Genomic DNA, 19516 nt, shown 5'->3' with positions numbered 1-19516 from the left:
GATGCCGCCATCCATCGGACCGGGTTTATACGCGAAGTCAGTCGTCCTCGTCATCCTTCACTTCGCGGATCTTGTCCTTGTACTTGGGCAACTGCTTTTCCAGCTGTTTCATGTCCTTGATGGCATTGAGAAACAGCCCGAGCAGGAAGAGCAGTGGCAAGCCTATCCAGAGCCATAAATTCATAATGTCGTCCTCTCGTCACTCTCGATAGTCACATAACGGGCCAGGATCTCGTCGAGATGGGCCAGTATGGTCTCCTTGCCTTCAATATCCGCCTGTTGCAGGCAAAGTGCCAGCGCATCCGGTTCGAGGCGCAGCTCCCGCGATTCGGGGGCAAAACTCAGATGCCAGGGTTCATAGGCAACGCCCTGGCCAGCCCCGACCGGTTTGTCATACGGCAGGAAGAAGCCAAAATCGTTCATCCGTTCGCCGAGCCATTCGCTCAGGTCGGCAAACCAGCCCCCCTCCTCGTACTCCCAGGGCTCCAGCGCCAGCTTGGTATTGGCGGGCAGGCAGTCCGGATCGTAGATATCGAGATCCGTGCCCCAGTGATGGCGGCTGGTGCCCGGCAGGGCGCTCCAGCGCAGGATGGCGTGCAGCCGCTCCTCGTCGCTCAGTTGCAGGGCGTCGATGGGCTGGCTGGCGGCATCCAGCAGCGGCCGCTCGCCGCGCCACTTGCCGTTCCAGATGGCGAGCTGGCGCTCGAAGCTGCGCCAGCTGGAGGCCGCCTGCAGGTTGAAGCCGTCGTGGGCCGCTGCCACCTGCATGTCGTTGAAGGCCGCCGCGGTGGCGGCGGTCAGGCGATGGGGCCCGCGCCCCATCAGGATAAGATGGCTCTCGTCGAGCCCCAGCAGTTGATCCTGGGTCATATCACAGTCCCTCCGATGGGTCTTGGAAGAGAAAAGCGTTGCTGGTCCGGGTTCACGCCAGCAACCGCGTCAGTACCCCTTGATACATGTCCGCCAGGAGATCCAGATCTTCGGCCTTCACGCACTCGTTCACCTTGTGGATGGTGGCGTTGACCGGACCCAGCTCAATGACTTCCGCCCCGGTGGGGGCGATAAAGCGCCCATCGGACGTTCCCCCCGTGGTGAGCAGAGTCGGCTGCTGGCCGTTGACCTGCTCGATGGCGCCCACGGTCGCCTCAAGCAGCGCACCGGTGTCGGTGAGGAAGGGCTGGCCGGAGAGGGTCCACGTGAGCTGGTAGTCGAGGCCGTGTCGGTCCAGCAGCGCTTCGACCCGCTCGCGGATATCCGTGTCGGAGAGTTCGGTGCTGAAGCGGAAGTTGAACTGGACGTGCAGCTCTCCCGGAATGACGTTGGAGGCGCCGGTGCCGGCCTGGATGTTGGCGATCTGGAAGCTGGTGGGGGGGAAGTAGGCGTTGCCCTCATCCCACACGGTGGCGGCAAGTTCCGCCAGCGCCGGCGCTGTCTTGTGGATCGGGTTGTCCGCCAGATGGGGGTAGGCCACGTGACCCTGCACCCCGCGCACCAGCAGATCGCCGGTGATGGAGCCGCGCCGGCCATTTTTCACCACGTCGCCCACCTGATTGGTGGAGGAGGGCTCGCCGACGATGCACCAGGTGATCTTCTCCTGGCGCGCCTCCAGGGTGTCGATTACCCGGGTAGTGCCGTTGATAAAGGGCCCCTCTTCATCGGAGGTGATGAGAAAGGCAATCGACCCCTGGTGATCCGGATGTTCGGCCACGAAGCGCTCGGTGGCCACCACCATGGCGGCCAGTGACCCCTTCATGTCGGCGGCGCCGCGCCCGTACAGCACACCATCTTGAATGGTCGGCTCGAACGGCGGGGTGTGCCATTTATCGAGCGGCCCGGCCGGCACCACGTCGGTGTGACCGGCAAAACAGAATAGCGGCCCTTCGCTGCCACGTCGTGCCCACAGGTTGGTGGTGTCCTCGAACACCATGGGTTCGATGACAAAACCAAGACGAGCGAGGCGCTCGCTCATCAGGGTTTGGCACCCTTCATCCAGCGGGGTAACGGAGGGGCGGCGGATCAGATCCTTGGCCAGTGCGATGACGTCCGACATCGGTGTTCCTTAAAAGCAGAGGTTAACGAGAGAAGAGGGATTGGTAGTGGTCAGCCTTGAACCCCAGGGTCAGTTCGCCGTCGCAGTCCAGCAACGGACGCTTGATCATCGCCGGGTGCGCCAGCAGCAGGGCACGGGCCTTGTCGTTGTCGAGCCCCTGCTTCTCCTCTTCCGGCAGGGCGCGGAAGGTGGTGCCACGGGTGTTGAGCAGGGCTTCCCAGCCGAGTTTGGCGAGCCAGCCATCCAGCGCAGCCGGATCCAGGCCATCGGCCCTGTGGTCGTGAAAGCGGTAGTCGACACCAGCCTCATCCAGCCACTTGCGGGCTTTCTTGATGGTGTCGCAGTTTTTGATGCCATAGAGGGTGGTGGCCATGGGGAGTCCTTGTCTGCGGGCACGGGCCCTGAAATCGGAAACTTGAGATCGATACGGGAAATCAAGGAGAGGCACGATTCTGGCATTGTGGCGATCCCAAGGCAATCACTGGGGCGCGTCAGTTGGCCGTTGCAGAGGGGAAAATGGCGGGTAGCCAGGGGGCTGATAGCCAAAACGCGCCTTCGGGCGCGTTTTGGAGGAGGGAAGGAGCGGCAGGATCAGTGCAGCGTGGTCCACTCGTGATCAAAAACCCGGGCACGTTCCCAGGGAGCATCCGGCAGACTGGAGGAGAGGCCGGTATATTTGCCCACATCGTCCACCACGATGGCGGAGAGGATCGGCAGATTGTTTTCGGTGCAGTACATGCGAATACGCTGCAGCAGGGTGCGCAGCTCGTCCTGGCACTGTTCCAGCCCGGCCTGTCTGGCCAGTTTGGAGTAGCGAATGGTGGTGCGTTCCCTTGCAGACTCGATGAGGATGTCCCACAGCTTGTAGTCGCAGCTTGAAGTCTCTGCGGTGGCTTGGCTTGTCATAACTCTCTCCGGTGCGAAATGGTCGCTAGGTGTCGATGCGCATCTTGGCGGCTTCAGGGCTCTCTGATGTTGATCCAACGCAAAAAAGAGACCAGTTATGTCGCACGATTCGTGAATAATCTCAGGCAATATGCATGAATCAGTTTAAATATCGAAATTTTGTTAACTGACCGACATATTATGCTGCTAAATGGCGGCGAGTTCACCTTTATTGATGGGGATCAAAGGCTGCTGGCAGAGGGCACACTAGATTTCGCTTTTCGATAAATCTGTCAGGAGTCTGTGTTGGAACTTCTATTCGTCCTGTTCGTCCTGGTGGCCGTGGTTTACGGCATCATCAAGGATTACAACCCGCAAGCCGTGCTGGCGCTGGCGGGCATGGCCATTTTCACCCTGGCCTACTGGCTGGGACTGCACCCCATACTGCCTGCCGACAAGAGCACAGGCTTCGCCCTGTTCGACCTGTTCGAGGTGTTCAAGGGGATCTTCTCCTACCGCGCGGCGGGCCTCGGTCTCACCATCATGGCGGTAGCCGGCTTTGCCACCTACATGTCCCATATCGGCGCCTCCCAGGCGCTGGTGCGGGTGGCGGTCAAACCGGTGGCGGGCATTCAGTCCAGCTACCTGATGCTGACCATCTGCTACCTGGTGGCGGTGTTCGTCTCCCTGTTCGTCACCTCGGCGACCGGCCTTGGCCTGCTCTTGATGGTCACCATGTACCCGGTGATGCGCAACCTCGGCATCAGCCCGGCCTCCGCCTGCGGCGTCATCGCCACTTCCCAGGCGTTCGAGATTGGCCCGACCCAGACCAACGCCATCTTCTCGGCCGGCCAGTCTGGCATGGATCCCACCAGCTACTTCGTCGACTACCAGATCTGGCTAGTGGCCCCCATGCTGCTGGTGACCATGGTGCTGCACTTCTTCTGGCAGCGTCACTGCGATCGTAAAGATGGCTGGGATCCTGCCTTGCATCGCGGCGAGCACGCCGAGCTGGACGAGAAGGGCACGGACGAGGTCAAGGCGCCGACCTGGTATGCCCTGCTGCCCATCATCCCCTTTGTGCTGATGATGACCTTCTCCAAGCTGCTGGTGAGCGACATCAAGATGAGCGTGGAAGTGGCTATGCTGCTGTCGGTCTTCATCGGCATGCTGTGCGAGCTGCTGCGCTCGCGCTCGGTGCGTACCTCCTTCGCCGGCCTGTCGAGCTTCCTCGACGGCATGGGCAAGGTGTTCGGCCCGGTGGTGGCGCTCATCGTCTGCGCCGAGCTGTTTGCCGAGTCCCTCAAGGCCATCGGTGCCATCGACACCTTGCTGCATTCGGCCAGCGACGCCGGCATCGGCAGCGGTTTGATGACCCTCGTTATGGTGGGCCTCATCATGGTGGCAGCCGTCATCATGGGCTCCGGCAACGCGGCCTTCCTGAGCTTCTCGACCCTGGCTCCCGCGGTGGCGGCCAAGTTTGGCGTGCCGGCGGTGACCATGTTGCTGCCGATGCAGCTGGCCTCCAGTATCGGGCGCAGCATCTCCCCCATCGCGGCCGTGGTGATCGCCTGTGCCGGCATCGCCAAGGTGTCGCCCTTCGTGGTGGTGAAGCGCACCAGTGTGCCCATGGCGGGGGCGCTGATCACCGCCCTGACACTCAACTACCTGTTGTTTATGTAATGGTTTTTTGACGGTATTGGCGAGGCGGGCAGCCAGGCTGCCCGCCTCTTTCACTCTGTTGCCGACGATGACCCCCTCATGGGGGTCGTTGCATGGAGAAGATGATGACCGATGTAAAAACACCCTTTTCCCTTGAGACCTATCTGGCGGATCTGGCCCCCCTCATCAACCTGGATTGCGGCACCCGCACCCCGGCCGGGGTGGCCAGGGTCGCCGACATCATGACCGAGAAATTCGAGTCCATCGGTTGGCAAGTGCGCCGTCACCGGTTCGCCGCCGAATGTGGCCCCTGTCTCGAGATCACCAATGTGCCGGGCGCCGATCACTACGATGTGATGCTGATTGGTCACATGGATACCGTCTTCCCCGAGGGGACGGCGGCCAAGCGGCCGCTGAAAATCGAAGGCAACCAGGCCTTTGGTCCCGGGGTATCGGACATGAAGAGCGGCCTGCTCTCCCTCTGGTATGCCCTCAAGGGGATGGACCCGGCTGTATTGGCCAAGCTCAGGGTGCTGGTCTGCTGCAACTGCGATGAGGAGATTGGTTCACCCTGGTCGAAAGAGTGGCTGGTGGAGAGGGCTCGTCAGAGCGCCTGCGTGCTGGTGGCCGAGGCGGCGCGCCCGAACGGGGATCTCATCAGCGCCCGCAAGGGCAATGCCAAGTACCGGATCACCTTCCATGGCAAGGCCTCCCACGCGGGTTCTGCACTGGCGGAAGGGATCTCGGCCATCACCGAGCTCGCCAACTGGGTGCTTGCCATCAACCAGCAGGTCAACATGGAGACGGGCACCACCATGAACGTCGGGGTGGTACAGGGGGGCACCGGGGTCAATGTGGTGCCGGATTATGCCGAGGCCATCGTCGACCTGCGTTTCTGGAGCAATGAAGAGGCGGCCGCCGTGCACGACAGGCTCGGCTTTATGGCCAAGAACCCCTTCCTGCCAGGTTGCCGGGTCGAGGTGGATCGCCAGACCTTCAAGCCGGCGATGCGCCCAAGTGGCGACACCCAGGCGCTAATGGCACTGGTGGAGGCGGCGGCCAAAGAGGAGGGGATCCCCTTCAACTGGCTGGAGGCGGGCGGCGGATCGGATGCCAACTTTACCGCCGCGGCCGGAGTGCCGTCGCTGGATGGCTTTGGCCCCATGGGCGGCGGTTTTCACTCAGAGGCCGAGTTTTTGCTGCTCGATAGCATAGAGCCGCGCATTCGCCTGCTGCAGCGGGTGCTGGGCAAGCTGGCCAAATAGCCCTGCGCAAGGACCATGAAAACGGGAGGCGGATGCCTCCCGTTTTTTATCTCTGCGATTGGCCAAGAGGGGCGTGGCTCACGTCTCCTCTTCGGCCAGATAGGCGAGGTTTCCCTCCTGCGCCACCTGCCAGCGACCGAGCCGCACGGGGGTGCTGAACCCGGGGCCATCGGTCACCATGGTATGAAACTCCCCCTGTTCGCCGCAGGCGTCGAAGCCTTGGCTTGCGGCCAGTTGCTGCAATTCGGCGATGATTTCACCATCGAGTACCCGGCCGACCCAGTCGGGCGTCAGGAAGCGGGTATCGACGCAGGAGAGGTGAGCGACGATGCCGCGTGCCAGCAGATCCGCCAGCAAGTCGTCGCGGGATTGTTGCCAGAGCGGGGTATGAACCGTTATCCCGAGCGGGCGGCAGCGCTCGCGGATCCAGTTGCTGGCGCCCCCCACGCTGTCGATATCGCCGGTGACCACCCCATCGATGGCCCACTCCCGGCGCAACTGGGCCAGCGCATTCTCATAGCCTCGCTCGAACGGCGCTTCGATGGTGACCAGCCGGTGGGGGAGCGCGAGGGCGGCCGCCTGGCGGCGAATCTGATGCAGTGGATGGGCGAGAAAGCGGGGTTCGGGCGGCGCAAAGGTCACCAGTGCCGCCACCTGATGGCCCTGTTCACGGGCATGGCAGAGGGCCTGCATGGCATCTTTGCCGCCGCTCCAGAGCAGGATGACGCGAGACATGGGGTTCCATTTTTGTGAAAAAAGAGAGGAAGCATGCTACTAGGGCGTCGACTGCTTGGCAAAGCAGCACGGGCCCAAAATGACAAGCCCCCGATGACGGGGGCTTGCGGGATGGGAGTGTCCGGTTACAGCAGTATGCTGGTCAGGATATAGCCCAGGGTACAGGAGGTGATCACCCCGATAAGACCCGGGATGATGAAGCTGTGGTTGATGATGAACTTGCCGATGCGGGTGGTGCCGGAGCGGTCGAAGCCGATACAGGCCAGATCGCTCGGATAGGTCGGCAGCACGAAGTAGCCGTAGCTCGCCGGCAGGAAAGCGATCAGCAGCTTGGGCTCGACACCCAGCGCCAGACCCATGGGGGCGATGGCGGTGAGGGCTGCGGCCTGGCTGTTCACCAGCTTGGAGATGAGGAACAGCACCAGGGCGTAGGTCCAGGGCTGGGCCTGCACCACGTGGGCCAGGGTCTCCTTGAGCAGCGGCATGTGGGCCTGGAAGAAGGTTTCGCTCATCCAGGCAACCCCGAATACGGAGAAGATGGCGACCATGCCGGCCTTGAACACGGCACCGTTGGAGATCTCGCCCGGCTTGACCTTGCAGACCATCAGGATGAAGGCGCCGGCGATCAGCATCATCATCTGGATCACCAGGTTCATGGAGAGGGGACCAGTCTTCTCCTTGATGGTGAAGACGGGACGCAGACCCTCATAGGCACCCAGCATCACCACGGCTGCGATGGCGGCGAAGAAGATCCAGGTCGACCAGTAGGCCTGTTTCGGGAACTTGGTATTGAGCAGGGTTTCACCGCCGCCATAGATGAAGGCGCGCTGTTCCGGATCCTGGATCTTGGCCTGGAACTCCTCGTCCTTGTCCAGATCCTTGCCGCGACGCAGGCTCCAGAGGGCGGCGACGATGACACCGGTCAGGGAGGAGGGAATGGCGACCATCAGGATGTCCAGCAGACCGTATGCCTGGCCGATGCCGTGGGCCGCCGCCAGGATGGAGACCATGGAGACCACGGCCACCGAGACCGGCGAGGCGCAGATGGCCATCTGGGAGGCAACGGAAGCGACTGCCATCGGACGCTCGGGGCGGATGTTCTTCTGCAGCGCGATGTCGGCGATGATGGGGAACATGGTGTAGACCACGTGGCCGGTACCGCACAGGAAGGTGAGGGTCCAGGTGGTGAGCGGAGCCAGTATGGTGATGTATTGCGGGTGACGGCGCAGCAGGCGCTCTGCCACCTGCATCATCAGGTTGAGACCGCCGGCGGTCTGCAGGGTGGCGGCACAACCGATCACCGCCAGAATGGTCAGCATCACCTGCACCGGCGGCTCGCCCGGCACCAGACCGAACACGAAGGTCAGCAGGAACAGACCGATACCACTGATGAGACCGAGTCCCATGCCCCCAAAGCGGGTACCCAGCAGCAAACAGCCGAGTACTACCAAAAATTCCATCAAGATCATTCCATTACCTCGTGTAATTGAATCCATGCCTGAGTTGTGTCGGGCCTCATGGATCTGAATTGCCCGTTTTTTATTTAGCCCTAAAGGGTTAGTCGGTATTTTGCCCGCCGGAAAAGGGCAAAAAATTGAGATACTTCAATAAGTCGACGTTTTCTGATTTAACGCCTTAAAAACCACGTATTAACTTAATTGTCATTTTGCTGTGCCGGGGCCGGTACGTATGACCCTTGTGGTCTGGTGGAACGTGGATAAATACCGTGCGACATTGCAAAACCCAAGGACAGGATGGGGTCAACGGCCGGGTAGGGGAGAAGCAGATAGCAAAAAGCCGACCCTGGGGTCGGCTTTGTCGGCAAAGGCCTGTAATCAGAACTCTGCGGTGCGCGGGGTACGCGGGAAGGGGATCACGTCGCGCACGTTGCCCATGCCGGTCACGTAGACCACCAGACGCTCGAAGCCGAGACCAAAGCCGGAGTGTGGCACGGTACCGTAGCGGCGCAGGTCGCGATACCACCAGTAGTCTTCCTTGTTCAGACCCATCTCGGCCAGGCGGGCATCCAGCACGTCCAGACGCTCTTCACGCTGGGAACCACCGATGATCTCGCCGATGCCCGGGGCCAGTACGTCCATGGCGGCAACTGTCTTGCCGTCGTCGTTGAGACGCATGTAGAAGGCCTTGATGTCTTTCGGGTAGTTCTTCACCACCACCGGAGACTTGAAGTGCTCCTCGGCCAGATAGCGCTCGTGCTCGGAGGAGAGATCGATACCCCAGGAGACCGGGAACTCGAACTTCTTGCCGCAGTTTTTCAGCACTTCGATGGCATCGGTGTAGTCGATCTGGGCGAAGTCGGAGGCGACGAAGCGCTCCAGACGGCCGATGGCGTCCTTGTCAACGTGCTGGGCGAAGAACTCCAGATCGTCGCGGCGCTCGGTCAGCACGGCGTTGAAGACATACTTCAGCATGGCTTCGGCCAGGGCGGCGTTATCTTCCAGATCGTTGAACGCCACTTCCGGCTCGACCATCCAGAACTCGGCCAGGTGACGGCTGGTGTTGGAGTTTTCGGCGCGGAAGGTCGGCCCGAAGGTGTAGACCTTGGAGAGGGCGCAGGCATAGGTTTCGGCGTTCAGCTGGCCGGATACGGTCAGGAAGGCCTCTTTGCCGAAGAAATCTTCGTTGTAGTCCACCTTGCCGGCGTCGGTACGCGGCAGGTTTTCCAGATCCAGGGTGGAGACGCGGAACATCTCGCCGGCACCTTCGGTGTCGGAGGCGGTGATGAGCGGCGTGGCAACCCAGACGAAGCCCTGCTCGTGGAAGAAGCGATGGATGGCTTGTGCCAGGCTGTTACGCACCCGGGTCACAGCGCCAACGATGTTGGTGCGCGGACGCAGGTGGGCTTGCTCGCGCAGGTACTCGATGCTGTGGCGCTTGGCGGCCATCGGGTAGGTGTCCGGGTCTTCGACCCAGCCGACCACCTTGACCTCGGTGGCCTGCAGCTCGAAGGCCTGGCCGCTGCCCTGGGATTCGGCAACGACGCCGGTCACTTCCACGGAGCAGGCGGTGGTCAGACGCAGCACTTCATTCTCGTAATTGGCCAGGGTATTGGGGACGACGGCCTGTACCGGATGGAAACAGGAGCCATCGGAAATGGCCAAAAATGAGATCCCCGCCTTGGAATCACGGCGAGTCCGGATCCACCCTCGTACAGTCAGGGTGGTGCCAACCGCATGTTTACCGGTCAGCACATCTACTACGGATGCGTGCGTCATCGAAATATTGTCTCCAGCTTGTTCTTGCAGCGCTATGGGTCTGGCCCGGGCATTCAAGGGCCCATCATGGCAGACTAAGCCGTTAATCTTACCCGTGCAGGTTTGATAAACAAGCAAAAATGTCGGACTCTGCTGGGGTTTGCAGCATGTTTTGCGCGAGACGAGAGCCATCAACGCAGGAGAGGCGGGTGAAAGAGCGACGACGTGGACCGGATTGGCTGACCAGGGTATTGCGAGGGCTGGTGGTGCTCTGCTGGGGGGGCTTTATCGTGCTGCTCTCCCTCTATCACTATGCTCGCCCCGAGATAGCCTACGGCTTTTTGGTCTATGGCGGCATTGAAGTGCGAAACTACTGGGAGCCGGCGTTGACCCCCTGGCTGGTGTACGGATTGTGGGGATGTTGCGCCCTCACCCTAGGGGTCTTGCTGCTGGAGCGCAAGCGCAGCCGGCGTCGGGACGATGCCCGTCATATCAATCTGGCCATCCTGCTGCTGATTTTGCTGGCCAGCCTGCTTTTTTATTACGTCGGTTAGCCTGCTGCCCGGTCGTTCTCTTCGTCCGGCTTCTTGGGGCGCTTGCCCAGCTGGCGCTCCACGCTGTCGAGCATCTGGTTGTAGGCGAGCGCCACCCGGCCAATCTCGTCACCGTCGTCCCCCTCCAGGCGGTGGCCAAAGTCGTGCAGATCGGTAGCCTCCTCCATGGAGCGGGTCAGCTGGTTGAGGGGGCGAACGATCCAGGTGCGAATGACCCAGAGGGTGAGCAAGAGCCCCAGGCCGAAGATGACTGTGAGGCTCAGGGCCGAGGTGAGGATGTTCTGCTCGACCCGGGTAAAGAGGGAGTCGAGGGAGTAGTCAAAGCGCACCGCCCCCAGCACGCTGTTTTCCGCCACCTGGTGGCAACTGGTACAGTCGGTGCCGCGAAAATCCTTTCTGGCCAGCAGCGGCTGGGTCACCACCAGCCGGCTGTGCATGCCGTCGTGTACCACCTCCAGACTGCCTTTCCCCGCCAGTGCCAGCTCATCGAACCTGTCTTTGGGGTGCTCGCTCTCGAAGCCGGGGCCATACTGCTTGCTCACCCCCTCGCCGCGTACGATGCGGGCATCCTCCACATGGGCGTGCTCCAGAAACTTGGTGCGTAGGGTATCGCGGGCATCCATCTTTCCGGTCAGCATCAGCATGTTGAGGCCGTCGAAATAGGCTTCGGTTTGCTCGCGGCTCTGCTCCTTGATCAGGGTCAGGATGAGGTCGCGCTCGCGCACCGCCTGATAGGCCGCGGAAAAGACCAGCACCATGGAGAAGATGAACAGCAGGAAGAAGTTGATTTTGGCAGCAATGGAGAGGCGCATGGAGAGTCGATCTGTATGGTAAAACCGCTACAGTCTACCCTCCCGTGCGCCTCAGGTCTGGTGTTTTGCTCACATTCTGGCTAATGGACCCAGATTAAGTTGCCATTGCAATGCAACAAATGGCGATGCTCGTCCGTCAGCCTCAATACTCACCCTGATGGATGGCCTCATGAATGGCGCGGGTCAGCACGCCGAGCTCTTCAGGAGTGATGACAAAGGGCGGCATCAGGTAGATGAGCTTGCTAAAGGGGCGGATCCAGGCCCCAAGTGACACGAACTTGCGCTGGATGCGCGCCACGTCCACCCGCTCCTTCATCTCCACCACGCCGATGGCGCCGAGTACCCGCACGTCCGCCACCGCCGGGTGCAGGGTCAGTTCCACCAGTTCGGTGCGCAGTTGGTGCTCGATGGCGCGCACTCGCTCCTGCCAAGGCGAGGCCAGCAGCAGCTCGATGGAGGCATTGGCGACCGCACACGCTAATGGATTGCCCATAAAGGTGGGGCCGTGCATAAAGATCCCCGCTTTCCCGTCGCAGATAGTGCGGGCGACATGTTCGGTGGTCAGGGTCGCCGACAGGGTGAGGTAGCCCCCGGTGAGCGCCTTGCCCAGACACATGATGTCGGGGCTGATGCCGGCCCAGTCGCAGGCAAACAGTTGGCCGGTGCGGCCAAAGCCGGTGGCAATCTCGTCGGCAATCAAGAGCACGCCGAACTCGTCGCACAGGGCGCGCACCCACTGCAGATAGCGCGGGTGGTAGAAGCGCATGCCGCCCGCCCCCTGGACGATGGGTTCGAGCACGATGGCGGCGATTTCCTCATGGGTGTCTGCCATAAGCGTCGCCAGCTCCACCACGCACTGCTCGTCCCACTCGGCGTGAAAGCGACAGCTGGGGGCTTCCACGAAATAGTGCTCGGGCAGGAAGCCCTGATAGAGCTCGTGCATGCCGCCACCCGGATCGCACACGCTCATGGCGCCGAAGGTGTCGCCGTGATAGCCACCGCGCAGGGCGACAAATTTGGCCCTGGGCGTCCCTTTGGCGTGCCAGTACTGCTGCGCCATCTTGAGCGCCACCTCCACTGCCACCGAGCCTGAGTCCGCCAGAAACACCCGATCCAGCCCCTTTGGGGTGATTTCCACCAGCTTGCGGCAGAGCTCCACCGCCGGAGCATGGGTCAGGCCGCCAAACATCACGTGGGACATCTTGCCGAGCTGGGCAGTGGCGGCGGCGTCGAGCTCCGGCACCTGATAGCCGTGGACGCAGGCCCACCAGGAGCTCATGCCGTCCACCAGTTCACGGCCATCCGTCAGGGTAAGGGTCACTCCCCTGGCACTGGCCACTTCATAGCAGGGCAGGGGATGGGTGAGGGAGGTATAGGGGTGCCACACATGGTGCAGGTCGAATTCCTGGTTGGTCATTTGTTGTTCTATTGTCAATTTGTTTGATCTGGTCGGTGTTGACAGTCTACGCCTGCTCTCTACACTAGCCAACAATTTCAGCTACTTGGCCCTGCGCGCACTTTTGCTCGCCCGGGCCCGGTGGCGGATTTTGCACGCACTCTAGGGAGGCGCGCAGGATCCCACCAATAACAACCGGAAGCCATGTATGAATGCTCTCACCCGGGGCGGCCACGCCCTTCGTCACGACTGGACCCTCGCCGAGGTTCAGGCCCTGTTTGCCCTGCCATTCAACGATCTGCTGTTCCAGGCCCAGACGGTGCACCGCGCCCATTTCGATCCCAACGAGGTGCAGGTGAGCACCCTGCTCTCCATCAAGACCGGCGCCTGCCCGGAGGATTGCAAATATTGCCCCCAGAGCGCCCGCTATCACACCGGGCTTGAGGCCGAGCGGCTGATGGAGGTGGAGAAGGTGCTGGAGCGGGCCCGCGAAGCCAAGGCCAACGGGTCGTCGCGTTTTTGCATGGGGGCGGCTTGGCGCAACCCCAAAGAGAAGGACATGCCCTATATCTTGCGGATGATCGAGGAGGTGCGCGGGCTCGGCATGGAGACCTGCATGACCTTGGGCATGCTCACCGCCGATCAGGCGGCGCGCCTCGGCGCCGCCGGCCTTGATTACTACAACCACAACCTCGACACCTCACCGGAGTTTTACGGCGACATCATCACCACCCGAACCTATCAGGACAGACTCGATACCCTGGAGCACGTGCGCAGCGCCGGCATGAAGGTCTGCTCCGGCGGCATCGTCGGCATGGGGGAGCAGGCCAAGGATCGGGCGGGCCTCTTGATGGCGCTGGCCAACCTGCCGCGCCACCCGGAGAGTGTACCCATCAACATGCTGGTCAAGGTGAAGGGGACGCCGCTGGAGAACCAGGAAAACCTGGATCCGTTCGAATTTATCCGCACCATCGCCGTGGCGCGCATCATGATGCCGGCCTCCCATGTGCGCCTCTCAGCCGGACGGGAGAAGATGAACGAGCAGATGCAGGCCATGTGCTTTATGGCGGGGGCAAATTCGATTTTTTATGGCTGCAAGCTGCTGACCACCCCGAACCCGGACGAAAACAGCGACATGCAGCTCTTCAAGCGGCTCGGCATCCGCCCCGCCCAGCGGGCCCAGAAGCCGGATCAGGTACAGGAAGAAGAACTGCTGGCCGAGGTGAGTCGCCAGAGCGAGCCAAGGGATCTCTTCTATGACGCCACCAAAACGAAGACCCCCAGTACCAGCGGCGTTCGCTCATGAACGCCCCCGTGGTAAATAGCCCCTTTGCGCTAGGAGAGGTGCTGGCAACGCGTGAGCAGGCCGCCCTGCTACGCAGCCGCGTTGCCACCGACGGGGCGAGCGGTGGGCGACTCAGGGTGGCGGGGCGAGAGTACCTCAACTTCTCCGCCAACGACTATCTGGGGCTTGCCGGTCACTCCGCCATCAAGGCTACCTTCAAAGAGGGAATTGAGCGTTATGGCGCGGGCGCGGGCGCCTCGCCGCTGGTGACCGGCTACAGCCGCGCTCATCAGCAGCTGGAAGAGACGCTGGCTGACTGGCTTGGGCTGGAGGCGGTACTGCTCTTCAACTGCGGCTTTTCCGCCAATCAGGCGGTGCTGAAAGCCTTGCTCGGCAAGGATCATCTGCTGTGGCAAGACAGGCTAAACCACGCCTCCCTGCAGGAGATGGGCAGCCAGCTTCCCTGCAGGATGAAGCGCTTTGGCCACAACGATATGGCGGCCCTTGAACGTCAACTTGAGCCAAACCGTGGGCTCATCGTCTCGGAAGGAGTGTTCAGCATGGACGGGGATCAGGGACCCTGGCGCGAGCTCGCAGCCCTGGCCACCCAAAGCGGCAACTGGCTGATGATTGACGACGCTCACGGCCTCGGCGTGCTGGGCCCAGAGGGGCGCGGCACCCTGGCGGCGCAGGGGGTGGATCCTGCCCGTGTGCACATCCAGATGGGGACCTTCGGCAAGGCGCTCGGGGTGGCCGGCGCCTTTGTCGGCGGTAGTCGTGAGCTGGTGGAGTATCTGGTCAACTTCGCGCGCCACTATGTCTACAGCACCCATATGCCGGCCGCCCAGGCCTGCGCCGTGAGCCAGAGCATCGAGCTGGTGCGCGGGGCCGATGAGTCCCGTACCCATCTTGCCCGCCTTATTGCTCGTTTTCGGCAGGGAGCGCAGGCATTGGGCTGGCAGCTTGGCGCGAGCGATACCCCCATCCAGCCGCTGCTGGTGGGGGAGAGCGGTGCTGCCCTGCGACTAGCCGAGCGGCTGCGGGGGTGCGGCGTCTGGGCCGGTGCCATCCGTCCGCCCACTGTGCCGGTCGGTACGGCGCGTCTTCGCATCACCTTGAGCGCCGCTCACAGGGATGAGGATATCGATCGGCTGCTTGATGCTCTTGGTTCTTGCCCCTTTGTCTACAGCGCGGGAGGCACCCAGGATGCATGAGCGTTTTCAGTCGGTCGACAAGGCCCGCCTCGCCCGCCGCTTCGGCGCCGCCGCCCGACACTACGATGCCCACGCCCGCTTTCAGCAGGAGGTGGGGCAGGCGCTGCTGGGGTTGATGCCGCAGGGGGCTACCAGTCTGGTTGGCTGTGATGTGGCCTGCGCCGGGCTGGATCTCGGCTGCGGCACCGGATATTTTCTGCCCGCACTCGCCGATCGCTGTCAGAGCCTGGTGGGGCTGGATCTCGCCCCCGGCATGCTGGCCCGGGCCGCGGAGCGCGGCAGCGGCGCCCGCCTGGTGTGTGGCGATGCCGAGCAGTTGCCTTTTGCCGACAACGCCTTTGACTGGGTCTTTTCCAGTTTGGCGTTGCAATGGTGCGAGCGGCCGGCCCAGGCCTTTGGCGAGCTGATGCGGGTGCTCAGACCCGGTGGCCAGCTCTTTTTCTCCATCCTGCTGGACGAGTCGCTCTGGCAACTGCGCACCGCCTGGCAACAGGTGGACGGCCGTGCCCATGTCAATCGCTTCCTCAGCCTGCCACAATTGGAGCAGGCGCTGGCGGCGGCCGGGGTCACCGCTCCCCGCTTGCAGTGTCAGACCTGGGATCTTGCCTATCTTGACGTGACGCAGTTGCTGCGCGATCTCAAGGGGATCGGCGCCAATGAGGTCAACGACAACCAGGTCAACAGCGGCGTGGGTCTGAGCGGCCGCGCCCGCTTGCAGCGTCTTGGCCAGGCCTACGAGGCCTTTCGCCAGCCGGATGGCCAGCTGGTCGCCAGCTATCGGGTCTGTCTTGGCCGGATCGACAAACCGGTCTGACGTGAAGCGGATGTTGGAATTGCGGCGTGGCAGGGGCAGTGAGCTCGCTGTCACGCCAGGGAGAGAAGAAGATGAAATCATTTTTTATTACCGGCACCGATACCGACGTGGGCAAGACCCTGGTGGCCCGGACCCTGCTTAGGGAGTTCAGCGCCCAAGGGATCCGTTGTGCAGGCTACAAGCCGGTGTCGGCGGGTTGTGCCCGCACCCCGGACGGGCTGCGCAATCTCGACGCCGTGCTCTTGCAGGAGGCGGCGAGCCTTGCGCTGCCTTACGATCTGGTCAATCCGTTTGCCTATGAGCCCCCCATCGCCCCCCATATCGCCGCCAGCGAGGTGCGCCAGCCCATCGACATGCAGGGGATCAGCGAGGGGCTGCGCAAGATTGAACAGGCCGGGGCCGAGCTGACCGTGGTGGAAGGGGCGGGAGGCTGGTATCTGCCGCTGGATCGCCAGCATCTGATGTCGGACTGGGTGAAGCAGGAGAACATGGCGGTGATCATGGTGGTGGGAGCCAAGCTGGGCTGTCTCAACCATGCGCTGCTCACTTTTGCCGCCATTCGCAACGACAACTTGCCGGTGGCGGGCTGGGTTATCAACCGGCTGCATGGCGCCATGAGTCACTATCAGGAAAATCTGGACACCTTGAGAGGCTTGATACCTGCTCCGTTTTTGGGTGAAATCCCCTTTGTAAACAATCCACTTGAAGCGAATTTGCAGGGACGGCTGGATATCTCCCCACTGCTGTGACGACACATTCAGCGAACATTCATCGAATTTTCCTAGAATGTGGGCATTAACATGGGCAGGAGAGATCCGTTTTCCCCGCCCGTGTCCCTTATTTTCACAAGGAGTCTATATGAAGCGAATAATGCTATTCCTGGTGACCAACCTGGCCGTCATGCTGGTGCTGGGGGTGGTACTCAACATCCTGTTCTCGGTTCTGGGGATCAACAAGTCCAGCATTTCCGGTCTGTTGGTATTCTGTGCCGTGTTCGGTTTTGGGGGCTCCTTCATCTCCTTGCTGATGTCCAAGTGGATGGCCAAGCGCAGCTATGGCGTCCAGGTCATCGAACAGCCCCGCAACGAGACCGAGCACTGGCTGGTGAGCACGGTGGCCCGTCAGGCCCGTGAAGCCGGCATCAAGATGCCGGAAGTGGGTATCTACGACTCCCCCGAGATGAACGCGTTCGCCACTGGCGCCCGTCGTGACGACTCGCTTGTCGCTGTTTCGTCCGGCTTGCTCTACAGCATGAGCCGTGACGAGGCGGAAGCCGTGCTGGCCCACGAGGTGAGCCACGTGGCCAACGGCGACATGGTGACCCTGACCCTGATCCAGGGGGTGGTGAACACCTTCGTGATGTTCTTCGCCCGCATCGTGGCGGGTGTCATCAGCAACTTCTTCAGCTCCAACAATGAGGAAGAGAGCAGCAGCACCGGCGGTTTTGCCTACATGATCACCGTGTTCGTGCTGGAGATGGTATTCGGCGTGCTGGCCTCCATGATCGTCATGTGGTTCAGCCGTCAGCGTGAGTTCCGCGCCGATGCCGGCGCCGCCAAACTGGCCGGCCGTGACAAGATGATCGCCGCCCTCGAGCGCCTCTCCCGCGGTGCCGAGCCGCAAATGGAAGGCGCCATGATGGCCTTCGGTATCAACGGCAAGCGCTCCATGAGCGAGCTGTTCATGAGCCACCCGCCCATCGAGCAGCGCATCGCCGCCCTGCGCGGTTAAGCGACCCTGCCATGAAAAACGGCTGCCCTCGGGCAGCCGTTTTTCTTTTAGGCCCTGGGCTCAGAGCTTGAAGTGGGCCATCTCCTGGCGCAGCAGCCGTGACAGCTGCTTGAGCTTGGCCGCCTCCTGGGAGACGTGGCGTGCCGCCTCGCCCGACTGTTCGGAGAGGGAGGTGATATTGCCCACGGTGGAGACCACCTCGTTGGCGGCGGTAGATTGCTCGCGCAGGGTGTGGCTGATCTCCCCCATCAGTCCGGTCAGGTTGGCGGCGTGGCTCTGGATGCTGGCGATGGCTTCACCGGTCTGGTTGGCCAGGCTTACCCCGCGCGAGACGTTGTTGACCGTGAGCTCCATGCTGCGGATGGAGGTGTCCGCCCCGCTCTGGATCTTGCCTATCATGCCGGTGATCTGCTGGGTCGATGCCGCCGAACGGCTGGCGAGGTTGCGCACCTCGTCGGCCACCACGGCAAAACCGCGCCCCTGCTCCCCGGCCCGGGCCGCCTCGATGGCGGCATTGAGGGCCAGCAGGTTGGTCTGATCGGCGATGCCGCGGATCACCTCTATGATGTCGGAGATCTGCTGGGTATGGTTGTTGAGGTCGGCAAGACTGCTGGCCGCATCCCCCACCGTGCTCGAGATGTTCTCTATGCTGTCTAGGGTCTGTTTGATGACGCCGGCGCCCTGTTCCAGGGTATCGGCGGAGACCTTGCTCAGCTCGTCGGCGTGGGTGGCGTTGTCGGAGAGGTGGCTGATGCTCACCACCAGCTCTTCAATGGCGGCCGCCATGGTCTGGGTGCTGCTTTGCTGGGAGGTGGCGAAGTGGGCTGTCTGCTCGGCAATCTGGGCAATGCTGTCGGCCGACTCCGACAGCTCGCCGCTGGAGTGGGAGACCTGGGCAATGATCCCCTTGAGGGTGGTCTGCATGCCGGCCAGCAGCGCGATCAGGCTATCTTTGGCCCCATTCGGTACCTTGATCGGGCGGGAGAAATCCCCCTGTGCCAGGTTGTTCAACTCGCTTCTGAGCTGATCGACCGAGGTGCCGACCAGATCGAGCAGCGCCTTGTAGGTTCGCCACAGGAAGAACATCAACACCAGACCCAGGGCGATGAAGAGGTAGCGCAACATGGTCGCGAGGCTTGCCGCGTCATCCACCGCCTGCTGGGTGCGGGTCTCCATCAAGACGTAGAAGTCGTCGATGGGAGACATGATGCGCCCCTTGTTCTGGTGATAGGCCTTGTCATGCATCATGGCGATCGCCTGTTGCTGGTTGGCGGCCAGATCCCCATCCTGTTGCTGCACCAGCTTGAAGGCGGCCACCTCGGTGTTGACCAGGGCATCGGAGTTGTTTTTGGCCTCGTTGAGTTTGGCCATCTCCTCTTCGGTAAAGCCGGTGTCCTTCATCAGATCGATGAGGCTGCGGCGAAGCCCGCTGTCGGGGCGCGGGTTCTGGCCCGTGGCGGCGACAAAATCCCAATAGATGCGGTTGTAGCCTTGCGGCCGGTTCTGCTCCCCGTTGCGAATGGCCAGGATCCGCATGTACTGCTGTTCGTAGGCGGGATCCTTGGTGATCACATAGGTGCGGGCCAGCCGGGTCAGATCGTCGGAGGATTGCCGCAGCTCGTCGGCCAGCAGATAGGATTGGTAGCGTTGTTGATAGTTGTGTTCGAGCCTGCTTTCCGACCAGCTGTAGGCAAAAAATACCAGTGACAGCAGGATCAGGGTGACAACCGACAGCAGCAGGTTGAGCTGAAAGGCGGGTCTGTTTTGTTCCATGGTCTGAGCGTTCCTTATTCGCGCCAAAGATACCCCCTTGGGCAGACGGCAGAACCCGCTGTCTTGATGGGGTTTTATTTTTGTTGTGAGTATAGGTGGCTGGTCGGACGGAGCAGGGCGCAGGC

The 19516-nt window shown here is 61.9% G+C and carries 19 protein-coding genes; 8 read left to right on the top strand and 11 right to left on the bottom strand.

Annotation, left to right across the window (positions count from 1 at the left end; genetic code table 11):
* Nucleotides 1–37: 37 nt before the first annotated feature.
* The 5 genes from I6L37_RS19270 to I6L37_RS19250 all read right to left on the bottom strand — a co-directional run bounded on the left by I6L37_RS19270 (nucleotide 38) and on the right by I6L37_RS19250 (nucleotide 2956).
* Nucleotides 38–184 (bottom strand): hypothetical protein, encoded by a 147-nt coding sequence (locus I6L37_RS19270; protein ID WP_124240348.1) that lies wholly within the window; start codon nucleotides 182–184, stop codon nucleotides 38–40.
* Nucleotides 181–870: a M15 family metallopeptidase gene (locus I6L37_RS19265; protein ID WP_216992701.1), complete on the bottom strand. Its 690-nt coding sequence runs from the start codon at nucleotides 868–870 to the stop codon at nucleotides 181–183. The genes I6L37_RS19270 and I6L37_RS19265 overlap by 4 nt, the downstream gene beginning before the upstream one ends.
* A 52-nt stretch (nucleotides 871–922) precedes the next feature.
* The gene (gene dapE, locus I6L37_RS19260; protein ID WP_216992700.1) at nucleotides 923–2050 is read right to left on the bottom strand and encodes a succinyl-diaminopimelate desuccinylase; all 1128 of its coding nucleotides are present in this window, start codon (nucleotides 2048–2050) and stop codon (nucleotides 923–925) included.
* A gap of 22 nt (nucleotides 2051–2072) precedes the next feature.
* The gene (locus I6L37_RS19255; protein WP_042028437.1) at nucleotides 2073–2423 is read right to left on the bottom strand and encodes an ArsC family reductase; all 351 of its coding nucleotides are present in this window, start codon (nucleotides 2421–2423) and stop codon (nucleotides 2073–2075) included.
* A 218-nt stretch (nucleotides 2424–2641) separates the two neighbouring features.
* Nucleotides 2642–2956: a hypothetical protein gene (locus tag I6L37_RS19250; RefSeq protein WP_042072059.1), complete on the bottom strand. Its 315-nt coding sequence runs from the start codon at nucleotides 2954–2956 to the stop codon at nucleotides 2642–2644.
* Between the two features lie 285 nt (nucleotides 2957–3241).
* On the opposite strand from I6L37_RS19250, the gene dcuC reads away from it, so the two are divergent.
* Together dcuC and I6L37_RS19240 are read left to right on the top strand one after the other, a co-directional pair.
* The gene (dcuC, locus tag I6L37_RS19245) at nucleotides 3242–4618 is read left to right on the top strand and encodes a C4-dicarboxylate transporter DcuC (protein WP_216994215.1); all 1377 of its coding nucleotides are present in this window, start codon (nucleotides 3242–3244) and stop codon (nucleotides 4616–4618) included.
* A gap of 104 nt (nucleotides 4619–4722) precedes the next feature.
* A complete protein-coding gene (locus I6L37_RS19240) occupies nucleotides 4723–5862 on the top strand; it encodes a M20 family metallopeptidase (RefSeq protein ID WP_216994214.1) in 1140 nt (379 codons plus the stop codon).
* A 78-nt stretch (nucleotides 5863–5940) separates the two neighbouring features.
* Here the strand turns inward: I6L37_RS19240 and I6L37_RS19235 are convergent, their stop codons facing one another.
* The 3 genes from I6L37_RS19235 to asnS all read right to left on the bottom strand — a co-directional run bounded on the left by I6L37_RS19235 (nucleotide 5941) and on the right by asnS (nucleotide 9833).
* Nucleotides 5941–6597: an adenine nucleotide alpha hydrolase gene (locus I6L37_RS19235; RefSeq protein WP_216992699.1), complete on the bottom strand. Its 657-nt coding sequence runs from the start codon at nucleotides 6595–6597 to the stop codon at nucleotides 5941–5943.
* Between the two features lie 125 nt (nucleotides 6598–6722).
* Nucleotides 6723–8066, bottom strand: coding sequence for an anaerobic C4-dicarboxylate transporter (locus I6L37_RS19230; RefSeq protein WP_042025567.1), 1344 nt, complete (start codon nucleotides 8064–8066; stop codon nucleotides 6723–6725).
* A 366-nt stretch (nucleotides 8067–8432) separates the two neighbouring features.
* On the bottom strand, nucleotides 8433–9833 hold the full coding sequence (gene asnS, locus I6L37_RS19225) for an asparagine--tRNA ligase (RefSeq protein WP_216992698.1): 1401 nt from the start codon (nucleotides 9831–9833) through the stop codon (nucleotides 8433–8435).
* Between the two features lie 188 nt (nucleotides 9834–10021).
* Between asnS and I6L37_RS19220 the strand changes: the two genes are divergently transcribed.
* A complete protein-coding gene (locus I6L37_RS19220) occupies nucleotides 10022–10366 on the top strand; it encodes a hypothetical protein (RefSeq protein ID WP_042072055.1) in 345 nt (114 codons plus the stop codon).
* Here the strand turns inward: I6L37_RS19220 and I6L37_RS19215 are convergent.
* Both I6L37_RS19215 and bioA read right to left on the bottom strand, forming a co-directional pair.
* Complete coding sequence (locus tag I6L37_RS19215; protein WP_216992697.1) at nucleotides 10363–11178, bottom strand: HAMP domain-containing protein; 816 nt, start codon at nucleotides 11176–11178, stop codon at nucleotides 10363–10365. The genes I6L37_RS19220 and I6L37_RS19215 overlap by 4 nt on opposite strands.
* 142 nt (nucleotides 11179–11320) lie before the next feature.
* Entirely contained in the window at nucleotides 11321–12595 is a 1275-nt protein-coding gene (bioA, locus tag I6L37_RS19210) for an adenosylmethionine--8-amino-7-oxononanoate transaminase (RefSeq protein ID WP_216992696.1), read from the bottom strand.
* 187 nt (nucleotides 12596–12782) lie between these two features.
* Between bioA and bioB the strand changes: the two genes are divergently transcribed.
* The 5 genes from bioB (at nucleotide 12783) to htpX (ending at nucleotide 17618) form a co-directional block, all read left to right on the top strand.
* Complete coding sequence (bioB, locus tag I6L37_RS19205; RefSeq protein ID WP_216992695.1) at nucleotides 12783–13880, top strand: biotin synthase BioB; 1098 nt, start codon at nucleotides 12783–12785, stop codon at nucleotides 13878–13880.
* A complete protein-coding gene (gene bioF, locus I6L37_RS19200) occupies nucleotides 13877–15073 on the top strand; it encodes an 8-amino-7-oxononanoate synthase (RefSeq protein ID WP_216992694.1) in 1197 nt (398 codons plus the stop codon). Before bioB ends, bioF begins: the two co-directional genes overlap by 4 nt.
* Nucleotides 15066–15887 carry a malonyl-ACP O-methyltransferase BioC gene (gene bioC, locus I6L37_RS19195; protein WP_216992693.1) on the top strand — a complete coding sequence of 274 codons (822 nt, stop codon included), beginning with the start codon at nucleotides 15066–15068 and terminating at the stop codon, nucleotides 15885–15887. The genes bioF and bioC overlap by 8 nt, the downstream gene beginning before the upstream one ends.
* A gap of 71 nt (nucleotides 15888–15958) precedes the next feature.
* On the top strand, nucleotides 15959–16636 hold the full coding sequence (bioD, locus tag I6L37_RS19190; RefSeq protein ID WP_124240368.1) for a dethiobiotin synthase: 678 nt from the start codon (nucleotides 15959–15961) through the stop codon (nucleotides 16634–16636).
* A 109-nt stretch (nucleotides 16637–16745) separates the two neighbouring features.
* Nucleotides 16746–17618, top strand: a complete 873-nt coding sequence (gene htpX / locus I6L37_RS19185) for a protease HtpX (RefSeq protein ID WP_042025577.1) — start codon at nucleotides 16746–16748, stop codon at nucleotides 17616–17618.
* A 60-nt stretch (nucleotides 17619–17678) separates the two neighbouring features.
* Here htpX and I6L37_RS19180 read toward each other — a convergent pair whose 3' ends face one another.
* On the bottom strand, nucleotides 17679–19391 hold the full coding sequence (locus I6L37_RS19180) for a methyl-accepting chemotaxis protein (RefSeq protein ID WP_042072046.1): 1713 nt from the start codon (nucleotides 19389–19391) through the stop codon (nucleotides 17679–17681).
* Between the last annotated feature and the right edge of the window lie 125 nt (nucleotides 19392–19516).

Origin of the sequence: Aeromonas sp. FDAARGOS 1407 (genome assembly GCF_019048725.1) — a bacterium.
GTDB classification, from domain to species: domain Bacteria; phylum Pseudomonadota; class Gammaproteobacteria; order Enterobacterales; family Aeromonadaceae; genus Aeromonas; species Aeromonas enteropelogenes.
The sequence above is the reverse complement of the archived record's forward strand: the minus strand, read 5'-3'. Positions and strand labels throughout refer to the sequence as shown.

Bases quoted from the DNA above. Each gene is read 5' to 3' on its own strand.
- I6L37_RS19270 (WP_124240348.1), bottom strand. From the start codon at position 184: ATGAATTTATGGCTCTGGATAGGCTTGCCACTGCTCTTCCTGCTCGGG.
- I6L37_RS19265 (WP_216992701.1), bottom strand. From the start codon at position 870: ATGACCCAGGATCAACTGCTGGGGCTCGACGAGAGCCATCTTATCCTG.
- dapE (WP_216992700.1), bottom strand. From the start codon at position 2,050: ATGTCGGACGTCATCGCACTGGCCAAGGATCTGATCCGCCGCCCCTCC.
- I6L37_RS19255 (WP_042028437.1), bottom strand. From the start codon at position 2,423: ATGGCCACCACCCTCTATGGCATCAAAAACTGCGACACCATCAAGAAA.
- I6L37_RS19250 (WP_042072059.1), bottom strand. From the start codon at position 2,956: ATGACAAGCCAAGCCACCGCAGAGACTTCAAGCTGCGACTACAAGCTG.
- I6L37_RS19240 (WP_216994214.1), top strand. From the start codon at position 4,723: ATGACCGATGTAAAAACACCCTTTTCCCTTGAGACCTATCTGGCGGAT.
- I6L37_RS19235 (WP_216992699.1), bottom strand. From the start codon at position 6,597: ATGTCTCGCGTCATCCTGCTCTGGAGCGGCGGCAAAGATGCCATGCAG.
- I6L37_RS19230 (WP_042025567.1), bottom strand. From the start codon at position 8,066: ATGATCTTGATGGAATTTTTGGTAGTACTCGGCTGTTTGCTGCTGGGT.
- asnS (WP_216992698.1), bottom strand. From the start codon at position 9,833: ATGACGCACGCATCCGTAGTAGATGTGCTGACCGGTAAACATGCGGTT.
- I6L37_RS19215 (WP_216992697.1), bottom strand. From the start codon at position 11,178: ATGCGCCTCTCCATTGCTGCCAAAATCAACTTCTTCCTGCTGTTCATC.
- bioA (WP_216992696.1), bottom strand. From the start codon at position 12,595: ATGACCAACCAGGAATTCGACCTGCACCATGTGTGGCACCCCTATACC.
- bioB (WP_216992695.1), top strand. From the start codon at position 12,783: ATGAATGCTCTCACCCGGGGCGGCCACGCCCTTCGTCACGACTGGACC.
- bioF (WP_216992694.1), top strand. From the start codon at position 13,877: ATGAACGCCCCCGTGGTAAATAGCCCCTTTGCGCTAGGAGAGGTGCTG.
- bioC (WP_216992693.1), top strand. From the start codon at position 15,066: ATGCATGAGCGTTTTCAGTCGGTCGACAAGGCCCGCCTCGCCCGCCGC.
- bioD (WP_124240368.1), top strand. From the start codon at position 15,959: ATGAAATCATTTTTTATTACCGGCACCGATACCGACGTGGGCAAGACC.
- htpX (WP_042025577.1), top strand. From the start codon at position 16,746: ATGAAGCGAATAATGCTATTCCTGGTGACCAACCTGGCCGTCATGCTG.
- I6L37_RS19180 (WP_042072046.1), bottom strand. From the start codon at position 19,391: ATGGAACAAAACAGACCCGCCTTTCAGCTCAACCTGCTGCTGTCGGTT.